The 11,992-nt window shown below is 72.0% G+C and carries 13 protein-coding genes; all 13 read left to right on the top strand.

The features are described 5' to 3' along the window. Window positions 1-25 precede the first annotated feature (25 nt). The 13 genes from dnaB (at window position 26) to ACIRCZ_RS19270 (ending at window position 11,973) form a co-directional block, all read left to right on the top strand. Window positions 26-1,423: a replicative DNA helicase gene (gene dnaB / locus ACIRCZ_RS19330; protein WP_402856241.1), complete on the top strand. Its 1,398-nt coding sequence runs from the start codon at window positions 26-28 to the stop codon at window positions 1,421-1,423. 22 nt (window positions 1,424-1,445) lie between these two features. Beyond that, window positions 1,446-1,919: a hypothetical protein gene (locus ACIRCZ_RS19325; protein WP_402856238.1), complete on the top strand. Its 474-nt coding sequence runs from the start codon at window positions 1,446-1,448 to the stop codon at window positions 1,917-1,919. Next, window positions 1,916-2,206, top strand: coding sequence for a hypothetical protein (locus ACIRCZ_RS19320; protein ID WP_402856235.1), 291 nt, complete (start codon window positions 1,916-1,918; stop codon window positions 2,204-2,206). Before ACIRCZ_RS19325 ends, ACIRCZ_RS19320 begins: the two co-directional genes overlap by 4 nt. Then, window positions 2,199-2,495: a hypothetical protein gene (locus ACIRCZ_RS19315; RefSeq protein ID WP_402856232.1), complete on the top strand. Its 297-nt coding sequence runs from the start codon at window positions 2,199-2,201 to the stop codon at window positions 2,493-2,495. Before ACIRCZ_RS19320 ends, ACIRCZ_RS19315 begins: the two co-directional genes overlap by 8 nt. Window positions 2,496-3,181: 686 nt before the next feature. After that, entirely contained in the window at window positions 3,182-3,562 is a 381-nt protein-coding gene (locus ACIRCZ_RS19310) for a hypothetical protein (protein WP_402856229.1), read from the top strand. An 85-nt stretch (window positions 3,563-3,647) separates the two neighbouring features. After that, on the top strand, window positions 3,648-4,217 hold the full coding sequence (locus tag ACIRCZ_RS19305) for a hypothetical protein (RefSeq protein ID WP_402856226.1): 570 nt from the start codon (window positions 3,648-3,650) through the stop codon (window positions 4,215-4,217). Window positions 4,218-4,353: 136 nt separating this feature from the next. After that, window positions 4,354-4,854, top strand: coding sequence for a hypothetical protein (locus tag ACIRCZ_RS19300; RefSeq protein ID WP_402856224.1), 501 nt, complete (start codon window positions 4,354-4,356; stop codon window positions 4,852-4,854). Between the two features lie 83 nt (window positions 4,855-4,937). Further along, the gene (locus ACIRCZ_RS19295; protein ID WP_402856221.1) at window positions 4,938-5,690 is read left to right on the top strand and encodes a hypothetical protein; all 753 of its coding nucleotides are present in this window, start codon (window positions 4,938-4,940) and stop codon (window positions 5,688-5,690) included. A gap of 187 nt (window positions 5,691-5,877) precedes the next feature. After that, on the top strand, window positions 5,878-6,564 hold the full coding sequence (locus ACIRCZ_RS19290) for a hypothetical protein (protein ID WP_402856218.1): 687 nt from the start codon (window positions 5,878-5,880) through the stop codon (window positions 6,562-6,564). A 95-nt stretch (window positions 6,565-6,659) separates the two neighbouring features. After that, window positions 6,660-7,538 (top strand): phosphoadenosine phosphosulfate reductase family protein, encoded by an 879-nt coding sequence (locus tag ACIRCZ_RS19285; RefSeq protein ID WP_402856215.1) that lies wholly within the window; start codon window positions 6,660-6,662, stop codon window positions 7,536-7,538. Between the two features lie 154 nt (window positions 7,539-7,692). Then, window positions 7,693-8,328 (top strand): hypothetical protein, encoded by a 636-nt coding sequence (locus ACIRCZ_RS19280; RefSeq protein WP_402856213.1) that lies wholly within the window; start codon window positions 7,693-7,695, stop codon window positions 8,326-8,328. A gap of 612 nt (window positions 8,329-8,940) precedes the next feature. After that, window positions 8,941-10,593, top strand: coding sequence for a DNA cytosine methyltransferase (locus ACIRCZ_RS19275; protein ID WP_402856211.1), 1,653 nt, complete (start codon window positions 8,941-8,943; stop codon window positions 10,591-10,593). A gap of 153 nt (window positions 10,594-10,746) precedes the next feature. Next, window positions 10,747-11,973, top strand: coding sequence for a multiprotein-bridging factor 1 family protein (locus ACIRCZ_RS19270; protein WP_402856209.1), 1,227 nt, complete (start codon window positions 10,747-10,749; stop codon window positions 11,971-11,973). Window positions 11,974-11,992: the final 19 nt, after the last annotated feature.

The raw sequence follows: 11,992 nt of genomic DNA, 5'->3' as shown, positions 1-11,992 counted from the left end.
ACCCAGTTCAAGAAGGGGTTCACCCATGAGCGTACCCACTCAGCACGACGGCGCCGAGGACGGCGGCGGCTCGCTGTTCGATGAGGCGCCGGAGACCGTCCCCTTCGAGCGCGTCCCGCCGAACGACATCGAGGCGGAGCAGTGCGTGCTCGGCGGCATGCAGTTGTCGAAGGACGCGATCGGCGACGCCCACGCCACCGGGATCACCAACCCGGCGTTCTACCGCCCGGCGCACGGCACGATCTACGACGCGATCATGGAGATGTACGGCAAGGGGCAGCCGGTCGACCCGATCACGCTCGCGGCGCACCTGGCGAAGTCCGGGGACCTGGAGCGGATCGGCGGCGCGTCCTACCTGCACACCCTGGTGCAGTCGGTCCCGACGGCGGCGAACGCCGAGTATTACGCCGAGATCGTGGTCGAGCGGTACAAGCTCCGGCGCCTGATCGAGGCGGGCACCCGCATCGTGCAGATGGGCTACGCCGGTGAGGGCGACGTCGCCGACATCGTGAACGCGGCCCAGGGCGAGATGCAGGAGGCGGCCCAGCTCGGCGCCGGCGGCGGGCTGGAGCGTGTCGCCGAGATTGACGACATGCTGGAGGAGTACCTCGTCAGCATGGACGCGCCGCCGCCCGAGCGCCTGCCGCTGCCGTACCGGGACCTTCAGGCCATGCTCCCGATGGAGCCCGGCGACCTGGTCGTGATCGCGGCCCGCCCGGCGATCGGCAAGAGTGTGGTGCTGCTCGACATCGCCCGGCACGTCGCGATCGAGCACGGCAGCCAGGTGCTGATGTCGTCCATGGAGATGAGCCACTCCCAGTTGATGGAGCGGATCATCGCGGCCGAGGCGCGCGTCCCGCTGAACCGAGTCAAGGACCGCGAGTACCAGGGCGACGACCGGCAGCGCATCCACGATGCCGCGCTTCGGATCGGCGGATCGCCGCTGGTCGTGGACGACGGCCCGGCAGCAACCATCATCCGGCTCCGCTCCCGGCTGCGCTGGCTCCAGGCGCAGAACAGGCTCCCGCGCGTCCTGGTGGTGGACTACCTCCAGATCATGAAGGCCTCCGGGAAGAACGGGCAGAACCGCACCGGCGAGGTGGACGAGATCAGCCGCGGCCTCAAGGAGCTGGCCGGCGAGTTCAGGATCATCGTCATCACGGCCGCCCAGCTCAACCGGGAGGTCGAGAAGCGCGAGGACAAGAAGCCGATGATGGCCGACCTGCGCGAGTCGGGCGCGATCGAGGCGGAGGCCAACGCGGTCGTCCTGCTGCACCGGCCCGACGCGTACGACAAGGAGCACGAGCGGGCGGGCGAGATGGACTTGATCATCGGCAAGAACAGGCAGGGACCGACGGGCACCGTCACCGTCGCTTTCCAGGGGCACTATGCGCGCGCCCGTGACCTCGGTACAGGCTTCTGACCTGCGGAAAGAGGAATCCGACATGATCGCCACCGAAGTGCAGAACAGGTTCATCACCGAGTCCCAGGCCCAGGGTATCGCCGATCGCTGGAACGGGGCCTACCCGGCGATGCGGAGCATCCTGGACGCCGTCATCAAGGCCCAGCGCGGTGTCGAGCGACCCACGGTCGACGTTGCCCGACTGGAGCGGGTCCGCCGCGAGCTGGGGCAGCAGGACCGGGGCACCTTCAAGGGGTGCACCCGCAGCCCGGGCGCCTTCAGTGTCTCCTCCGCGTACGTCCAGGTGCGCGAGGTGCTGGCCGTGACGTCGATCGGCGACCCGGACGCGGGCGCGATTCACCGGCTGGCCGGTGAACTCGCCGACGCGATCACGCAGGCCGGGCGCGCGTTCAGCGCCGGGTGGGAGGCGGAGCGGGCAGAGGTTCCCGCGCAGCCGGTCGACGGCGGCCGCCGCGAGCGGGCAGACTCGGAGCAGACCGGAAGGGGCACGCGATGACCGCACAGCCGATTCACCCGCACGAGCCGGAGCGGGTGCCGCGCAACGCCGAGGGCATCGCGGCCGCGCTGTCGGGCGAGCGCCGCATGGAGTTCTACCGCGAGTTGCTGGCCGCCGCGCCCGAGGAGGCGGAGGGTGTCCTGCGTCGCTGGTGGTGCGAGGCCATGCTCGACACCGACCCGGCCGGGGACCGGCTCACCGCGGCCGCGCTGGACGGGACGCTGTCGACCACGGCGGTCGCCGACCTGATCGAGCGCCGACGCGCGGCGGGCCTGCACGTTGAGTGAGCCGTACGACGAGGAGCCGGAGGGCCTGCCCTGCGTGCTGTCGGAGGAGGTCACCGAACTCCTCATGGACAAGACCCTGTCCGGCGCGGTGTTCGGCGCGATCGTGGCCGCCACCGTCGTGATCAACGAGACCAGGGGCGAGGTGCCGGGCAGCACCGCATCGGCGAAGTGGCCGCAGCAACGGCGTATGCCGCTCGGCTCGGACGGCTCCCTCGGCATCGCCGAGTACGTCATCGTCGCCGACGCCGACCCGCCGCACATCGTCCTGACCCGCGTGCAGCTCTACTGACCCGACCCGACCGAGGGGCCCGGCGAGACATCCGTCCGCCGGGCCCTTCGGCGTCCACGGCGGGCGGCGCCGGCGGGATGCTCCTGCTCGAGGAACGACGCTCCGCGCCGCGCCTCGTGCATCAGCCGGGACTCCGGCGCGACCGGCCATCGGGCCGCCTCACCTCTTAAGCGGTGAGTTCGTGGCGGAGACGGGGGAGTGGGTGCGGGTTCAGGCACGCGGGGGCTCCGCCCCCACACCCCCGGGCCCTCCACAGAGGGGTGGGGGCGCCGTTTTGATCTTGCGGCCCGTGGGTGGTCGGGGGTGGTGGGGTCGGGGGTGTTCCCTCCGCAACGGGGCCCCCGAGGGGACCACAGCCCGCGCCGGGCCGCCAGGCCAAGCCGCCTTCGGCGGTCGCGCGAGCGCGAGCCTGGCACCCCGACACGGCCCGCGGTCGGCTGCGCCTGCCCCGCCGCGGAGGGAACACCCCCGACCGGCCCGTCGTACGGCGTCCGCCGGGGGAAATTCCGTGCCGATCCGCCGTCGGAAAACTCGCCAAAAAACCCTTCTGACCTGCGGTTTTCTGCGTGTTGGGAGTTGACCTAGGACCCAAAACTTGAGAGTATTAGTTACGTCGAAAGGGGGCGGGAATCCCCGGCCGACAGGCCTTCGGGCCCACCGAAAACGCTCAACGAAAGGTCAGTGGCATGAACCCCGAAATGGACCGAGTCGAGTACAGCGTGGATCTCGGCAAGCGGCCCGGGACCTATTTCGTCCTCGCCGACGACGAGGGTGTCTACGACTGGCGCGTCTTCCGGGACGCCGCCCGGCGCTACGTGCTGGAGGTCCAGCGCGCCTCGGACGACCCGACGGAGCAGTACCTCCAGCGCGAGGACCTTGACGCCGCGTGCCACGGCTCGCAGTCGCCGATCAAGTTCCTCACCTACGAGGCCGTCAGCCAGGGCCACGCCGCTCACCTCGCGCTCCGGGAGCACGCCGAGCGGCGGACGTTCGAGGAACTCGAAGACGTCTTCTACGCCGACGAACTGGCCTTCCTCGGCGCCGGGTTCACCGACAGCCCGAGCTGACCACATCCCGCGAGCGGGCGGGGGCGGGAATCCCCGCCCGCTCGCGGGCCCCGGCCACCGAACCACCTCAACAAGGAGCACGATCATGAGCACCGCCACCCTGAAGACCCGCATCGGAGAGCCGGACATCGAGTGCCGCTACCCGGTGATCATCGGCGAGGACCGCGTCATCGGGCAGGCCTACCGCTGGCACCGTGACTGGCTGGTCGTCACCACCGAGGGCGAGCACAACCTTCGCCGCCCGCCCAAGGGCGAGAAGGGCATCGACATGGCGGCCGCGTACCTCGCCGAGGAGTACGCCGCCGGTCGCGTCACCGCCGTCGCGCTGGAGCAGCTCCGCGCCGACGCCCCGAAGCCGCTGAACGGCCCGGTGCCCCTGCTGCACCCGCGGATGCCCGCCAGCAAGCGCAACGTCGACGGTGCCCGCATCGCGTTCGCCGGGCTCACCGAGCACCACTGGCGGGCCGTCCTCCGCGGCTTCCCGGGGTCGGACAACCCGTGGTACCTGCACTGCGAACTGTGCGGCTGGTCCGGCGTCCGCTACTGGAGCCACCACCGCGGGCGCAACGGCCAGCCGCCGAGCATCTACCGCCACGACGGCGGATGCATCGGCGAGGAGAAGGTCCGCGCGCTGATCCCCGCCTACCAGAAGTAGCCCGCCGACCGCCGGGCCCGGATCTCCCGGGCCCGGCGCCACCGGCCACCAGACCGCCCGGGCGCCGGCGGGGCGGGAATCCCGCCGCCGCCCGGGTCACACCGAGGAACCTCAACTCCCTTGGAGGGAACCCGACATGACCGTCTTCGAGCCGACCGAGCAGGCCCGCGCCGCCGCCGCCCGCGCCGCCGTCCTCGCGGGCATCGCCCGCCGCCGCACCCTGTTCACCTCCGCCTGGAACGGCCGCGCGCTGCTGGTGCTCGCCGACCTGCTCGACACCGTCGCCCTCTCCTTCTACGAGGAGGTCCCGGCCGCCGACGGCATCCCGACCGACGCCGACCTCGCCCTTGCCGCCGCGGAGGTCGTGGCCATGCAGACCCCCGGCACCGGCTTCCCGGTCCAGCTCGGGCAGTACGTCACCCACGCCGTGACCCGCCGCCCGCTCACGGTCCCCGCCCCCGGCGGTCCCGACGGCGGGGAGCGCACCGCCGACGACGCCCGGCTCGTGTCCGCGCTGGAGACCCTGCACGGCCACCTCGCCGCGGCCCCCACCGAGGACGTCGCGCAGGCCCTGCTGGAGGCGGTGCTCGCCGTGCACGGCAAGCGCGCCGACCTCGCCCAGCTCGCCCGGGGCTGACGCCCCGCCGCCCGGGCCCGGACACCCCGGGCCCGGGCCGGACCCCGGCCGCCTCACCCCGACACCCCTCAACTGGAGACGCCATGAACCCCGTTGCCCCCGTCGACTTCTGGCACGTCGTGATCACGGACGAGGAGATGGGCCCGCTCCCCGCCGACCTGGACCCCGGCCTGATCCGGCCCGCGCTCGCCAGGGACGTCCGGCCCGGCGATCTCGTCGTCGGTCACATCGACGGCTCGCCCCGCCGCCGCTGGGCATGGACCGGCGCCCCGGGGGAGGTCTGCTACCGCGCCCTTCCCCAGCAGGACGCCCGCAGCCCCCGGGCCATCAGCCTCACCGGCCGACTGACGTCCGCCGTCGACGTCGAGGACGAGGTACTGATCGTGCCCGCGACGCTCTACCCGGCCCACTACCGGCCCGGCATCCGAGTCGAGCGCATGGCCGTGCACTACGAGCCCTACAAGGGCGCCCGGCAGTGGGAGCAGCGCGGCACCGTCCGCACGGTCGATGACGCCGACGGCACGCTCACCGTCCAGTGGGACGGCGACACCGACACGTTCCGCACCACGCGCGACCTGATCCGCCCCGTCGACCCGGACAGCGTCGCCTACGACCGGCGCACCTTCGGCTTCACCGCAGGCGACCGCGTCAGCAGCCGGGGCCGGACCGGCGTCCTGCTGGAGATCTACCTGCCCGGCTGGCACACGACCCACCACGGCCGCGTGCAGTGGGACGCCGGGACGGAGGGGCCGGACGAGAGCGCGCAGCCCGTCATCGAGCTGACCCGCGCCCCCGTTGAGCCGATCACCGACCGGCTCAGCCTGCCGCAGGACTGACCAGCCCGCCGCCCCTCCCGGCCCATCTCCTGAAAGGTGGACCGGGAGGGGGTCTGAGCTGCGCATCAGCTTGACTTGCCCCCCGAAACTTGAGAGTATTAGTTACGTCGGAAGGGGCGGGAATCCCGACCGGCATCGGCCCCCGGGCCACACCGAGAACGCTCAACGAACCGAAGGGCATCACCTCATGACGATCAGCACGCCGCGACTCGACAGCCTCACGGCCGGCGGGACCAACGGGGTCTTCGACGGCATCCGTCTCGCCGACGGGCACGTGCTCACCCTCAACGTCGGCCCCGGCGCCGAGGTCGCGGAGGTCTTCCTGTTCCCGGGCCTGGAGGCCCCCGACACGGAGGCCTGGGAGAACGAGGACGACTGGGAGATCTGGCTGACCGGCGGCGAGTTCGGCGACGGCTCGCTGTACGGGGACGTGCCGGTCGAGGCCGTACGCGCCCTGATCGTGGAGCACGGCGGCGAGCACGAGAACCAGGAAGGTCCGTACGCCCCGGAGAAGCCCGAGACGGCGGAGACCATCGCGACCCGCGCCCTCACCGAGCGGGACATCACCGTCCACCGCGACGACGACGCCGGGAACACGTGGCTGGTCATCGGGCACAACCAGACCCGCAAGGGCTTCCCGCGGATGCTCGCCGAGCCCTACGTCGTGCTCTACCTCTACAGCGACGCCGACGAGGAGGAGATCACCGTCGAGCGGGCGCCCCAGTCCGGCGACGAGTGGACCGTGCTCGCGGGTGACGGCACCGGCGCCGAGCGCGAGCTGATGACGCGCCCCGCCGACCAGTTCGCCGACTGCGTCGAGGCCATCACCGCGTGGCTCGCCGCGCCGCAGGTGACGCCGTCCCGGACCAAGTGACCGGCGCCAGTCCGGCGGGGGAGCGGGGCGGGAATCCCGCTCCCCCGCCGGGGCCCGGCGCGACCACACCGAACACCTCAACCAGGAGATCCACCGTGACGAAGAAGCCCTTCACCCCGCCGTGCGCCGCCGGGTGCGCCGCAGCCCAGATGGAACTGTTCGCCGCGCCGGCCGTCGCGCCGGCCGTGCCCGCGGCGTCCGCCGAGTTCGACTTCGACGCCCACGACGTCGTGATCGTCGGCGACAGCGGCGGCAAGGACAGCGGGGCCACGGTGCACGAGGTCTGCACCCGGGCCGACAAGGCGGGCCAGCTCCACAAGGTCCGCATCCTGCACTGCGACCTCGGGACCACCGAGCGCGGCCACCTGGTCGAGTGGCCCGGTGCGCTCGAAGTCGCCCGCGCGCACGCCGAGCAGTACGGCGTCCCCTTCGCCGTCCGCCGCAGCAAGCTGTGGGGCTCGCTGTGGCAGCGGATTCTCTCCCACGGCAACTGGCCGGGTCACTTCGCGCGCTACTGCACGAGTGACACCAAGACCGCGGTCGGCCGCGACTACGTGGACGAGGTCGGCGCCGAGCTGCGGCTCGGGCGCCCGGTCCGTGCCGGGTACGCGATGGGCATGCGCGCCGAGGAGTCCAGGGCCCGCGCCAAGAAGCCGGTCCTGGAGCGCAACCGCATGAGCGGCAAGGGCACGCTGCGCGTCGTGACGACGTGGCTTCCGATCCACCAGCTCACCACCGAGCAGGTCTGGGAGATCCACCAGGAGAACGGCATCGTGTCCCACGAGGCGTACCGCATGGGGATGCGGCGCCTGAGCTGCCGGGCCTGCCCGCTCGCGCACACTGACGACCTCGTGCGCAGCGCGCAGCTCAACCCGGAGCTGTTCGAGGAGTACGCCGAGGCCGAGGTCGACATGGGCCACCAGTTCAAGAAGTCGATCAGCCTGCGCGAGATCATCGAGCGCGCCCGGAGCTGACCGGCCCGGAGCCGGACATCGAGCGGCCCGGCGGGGCGCAAAAGCGTGGGAATCCCGCCGGGCCGTGCGGTCCGGCCACCGAGGGCCCTCAACAGGCCCAAAACCGAACCAGGCACCATCGTATCTGCGACCGACACCACCCAGGAGCACACCCGTGAAGACGATCGAGGGCCGCCAGTGGGCGAGCCGAGAGGACCTGATCGCGCACAGCGGCTACAGCCGGGACACGCTGTGGAAGCTGTGGCGCGACCGCCAGGCCAACGGCCACCCCGAGCCCCGCGACATCGACGGCGTCATGCACTGGGACGTCGAAGCGTGGGACACCTGGTTCGAGGAGCACTGCCAGCGGCCCCGCGACCTGTCCGGCGTCGACCGCAGCGGCGACCCGGACGAGCCGCTCCCGCCGGCGGGGCAGGCGCGCGTCCTCGGCGTCGACCCGGCCCGGATCACCCAGTACACCAAGAAGCCGCCGCCGGAGTGGCCGGACCCGGTCCACACCGAGCAACTGGCCACCCGCACCCGCGAGTACCGCACCCGGGCCCAGCTCTGGGCATGGGTCGACAAGCCGGTCAGCGGGTTCGGCACCAAGGGCGGGCGCCCCTCCGGCCCCGGCGCCAAGACCGGCGAGGCGAAGTCCGCCGCCCGCGTCCGGCTGGCCACCGAGGCACTTGCCGCGATGCCCGGCCGGAAGGTCGCCGACGTGGCCGCCGCCCTCGCCGAACGCCACGGCCAGTCCGTCGACACCTGGAAGCGGGTCGTCACCCAGGCCCGCAAGCAGACCCAGCAGTAGGCACCGCGCCCGGCACCGGCCCGTGCACCCCGTGACCCGCGGGGTGCGCGGGCCGTCGCCGTACCCGCCGCCGATCCGCCCGGAGCGCAATCCCACCTCTTAAGAGGTGAGTTCGTGGCGCGGCCGGTCGGCGCGCACCGGTCCAGACAGCGGGGGCTCCGCCCCCACACCCCCGGCCCTCTCTCGGAGGGGGCAGGGGGAGCGCGGTGAACTGCGGGCCCGTGGTGGGTGATCGGTGGTGGGGTCGGGTGCCTCCCTCCCCGGACGGGCCCCCGGAGGGGACCACAGTCCGCGCCGGGCCGCCAGGCCAAGCCGCCTTCGGCGGTCGCGCGAGCGCGAGCCTGGCACCCCGACACGGCCCGCGGTCGGCTGCGCCTGCCCGACCGAGGAGGGAGCCCCCCGACCGGCCCGCCGTATGGCGTCCGCCGAGGGAGGGGTGAGGGTGCCTGAAACACCCTCAAAAAAGCCTCTGACCTGCTGTTTTGTAGGGTGTCGGGGGTTGACTCACACCCCAAAACTTGAGAGTATTAGTTACGTCGGAAGGGGCGGGAATCCCGACCGGCACCGGCCTCCGGGCCACACCGAGAACCCTCAACGATCAAGGACGCGATCATGGTGAGCACCCCTGTGCGTGACGCCGCCCCCGAACCGGCGACGGACGAGGACGGCCGCCCGTACGCGAATGGCTTCCGGCCGGCGGTGCTGGAGTGGGACGGCTGGACGTGCGCCGACTGCATCGTCTGCGCTACGGGCAGAGAGTGCGCCGCCTGCCAGGCCTGCACCAGCTTCGCCTTTCCCTACCCGCCGCACTGGGCCCGTCCGTGGGCCGAAGGCGACCCGGAGCGCGGCATCGAACTGTTCGGCGGCCCGGGCGGCATGTCCGCCGGTCGGAACCTGGTCGACAACGGCGGCGACTGGGTGCTGATCGAGTGGAACCGCGACGCCGCGGCGACCGCCCGGGCCGCCGGGCACTGGGTGGTCGAGGCCGACGTTCGCACGCTCGACCCCCGCCACCCGGTCCTGCGGGGCGTGAGCCGCGTCCACGGCTCCCCGCCGTGCCAGACACTCTCCGGCGCGGGCAAGCGCGCCGGGTGGGACTCCGACGAGGTAGCCCAGCTCCAGTCCATCATGTGGCAGGCGAGCGAGGCCTTCGGATTCCTGGAGGTGGACGACCTGTGCAGCCTCTACGGCGGCCCGCACGGCTACTTCGGTGACGTCCTGGACGGCATGGAGGACCACCCTGACGCCGACGGTTGGGGCGAGCTGTGCGGCGGCGGCCACCTGCCCCCCTGCATGACCCCTGCGGACTTCCGGAAGTGGGCGGCCAGCGTCGTGACCGACGACCGTACGGCGCTCATGGCCGAGATGCTGATCTGGCCGATGTGCCTGGTCCAGATCGGCGCCCCGCTGATCTCCATCACGATGGAGCAGAGCGCGAACCTGCTCAAGCAGAGCCCGGCTCTGGCCGAGGCGATCCAGTCGGAGATCACCAGCGTCGAGGGCTTCGGGTGGGCCTGGTGCTCGTGGCAGGTCGCCGACGCCGCCGACTTCGGCGCGGCCACCCACCGCGAGCGCGCGTGGATGGTCGCCACCCGCTACGGGTGGCCGCGCTACGCGGAGCAGGAGGACGGCGACAAGGCGGCCCGCGCCATGTGGGCGCACGTCCTCAAGCGCACCGGCGCCCTGCCCGACTGGACGCCGGAACTCGACCGCCGGATCGACCCCTACCAGGGCCGCCCCGCCCTGCCGAAGGTGACCGTCGCGGCCGCGCTCAACCTCCCGGACGACTGGTGGGCCGACACCCGAGGCAAGCGCGGCATCAACCCGGAGACGGGCAAGCCCAAGGGCGGCGGATCGTTCCCGCTCAACGACGTCGGACCGTGCGTCACCGCCCCCTGGTACGCCATCAAATTCCGCCCCGCGCACGTCCCCCAGGGCGAGGGCACCCACACCATCACCGCCCCCGAACTCGGCGCCCTGGTCGGCTTCCGCCGGGACTACCCGTGGACCTACATCCCGGCCCGCAAGAACGCCCGCGGCGTACGCAACATCGCCCAGATGATCGCCGACCCGGTGAGCCCCTTCATCGGCGCCGCCGTCTCCGCCGCCGTCCAGGGCGAGGACTGGTACGAGCCGACGGTCGCCTACCAGGCTGCGCTCTACGAGCTGAACGGCCAGGCCGCCGACACCGACACCCCGGCACTGCCCGCTCCGCGCACCGAAGCCCGGGTAATCGAGCAACTGGAGCTGTTCCCCGCAGCCTGACCCACCCTCACGACGAAGCCCCGGCGGGCCGCTGGAGATCAGCGGTCCGCCGGGGCTTTCTGGTCCCCTTCGGGTACTCGACTTGGAGACCAGGGTTCCCGGATGCTCGCGCACCGGTACCGTCCTGAGTGCGACGTCAGAACGGAGTCCATCATGACGCACGACGCTGAAAATGGCCCGCCCCTCACGTTCGGTCAGCGGGTCCGACGAGAACGCGAGCGGAAAGGGCAGACGCGACCGGTACTCGCCGGTCTGGTCGGCCGCAGCACGGAATGGGTCAAGGCGATCGAGAACGACCGACTCGGCATGCCACGCCTGCCGCTACTCCTGCGCCTCGCGGAGTCTCTCGGCGTGGACGATCTCGCCACCCTCACCGGCGACGAACGACTCGCGGCCGCCACCTACACCAAGGCCGCCCACCCTTCACTGCTGCGAGTGAAGGAGTCCCTGACGACCTACGACCTACTCACCCGGGACGAGGAGCCCACGCCGGCGGCAGCGCTCGCCACCCGCGTACAGAACGCGTGGCAGGCGTGGCACGGATTCGGCGACCACCGCAGCCGCATCGCCAACGTGTTGCCCGCCCTGCTCGCCGACCTCCAGCACGCGGCCCGCACCCACGAAGGAGCCGACCGGCGACGGTCCCAGGTGCTGCTCGCGCAGGGCTACCACTTGGCTCAGCTCTACCTGAGCTTCCAGCCCGCACCCGAGCTGGTGATGCTCACCGGCGACCGGTCCATGACGATGGCTCAGGACGCCGACAGCCCGCGCGCCATGGCGGCGAGCGCGTGGTACCTCAACCACGTCTTCCGCGACGCCGGAGAGCGGCACGAGGCGCGCGTCGACCTGGCCATGAAGTCGATCCGGCTACTCGATCCGGACCGCGGGCCCGAGGACATCGCGCTCGGCGGTCTGCTGCACCTGGCCGCCGCCCTGTCGTTCGCCAAGGTCGGCCAGAAGGGCAACGCCGAACGGCACTGGGACCGTGCCGACACCGCCGCCAAGCGACTCGGCGACGCGTACGTACACCCCTGGCTGATGTTCGGCCGGGGCATGGTCGACGCGTACGCGATCACCATGAACAACGACCTGGTGCGGTCCGGCGCGGCGGTCGACGCGGCCACGCACATCGACCTCGGCTCCATGCAGAGCGCCACCCGCCGGTCCTTCCACATCATCGAGACAGCCCGCGCGTACAGCCTCGCGGGGGAGTCGGTGGCGGTCGTGCACCTGCTGAAGAAGGCGTACGAGGCGAGCCCGGAGACTGCGTGCTTCAACCTGTTCGCGCGGGGCGCGGCGGCGGAACTGGCAGAGAGCGGCAGCGCGATCATCCGTGACGACGCCCGCGGCCTCGCGCGTCAACTCGGCGTGGCCGCCTAGGGGTACAACCTGTACCCCT

Origin of the sequence: Leifsonia sp. NPDC102414, assembly GCF_044765685.1 — a bacterium.
In the GTDB taxonomy this organism is placed as follows: domain Bacteria; phylum Actinomycetota; class Actinomycetes; order Actinomycetales; family Microbacteriaceae; genus Leifsonia.
The sequence above is the reverse complement of the archived record's forward strand: the minus strand, read 5'-3'. Positions and strand labels throughout refer to the sequence as shown.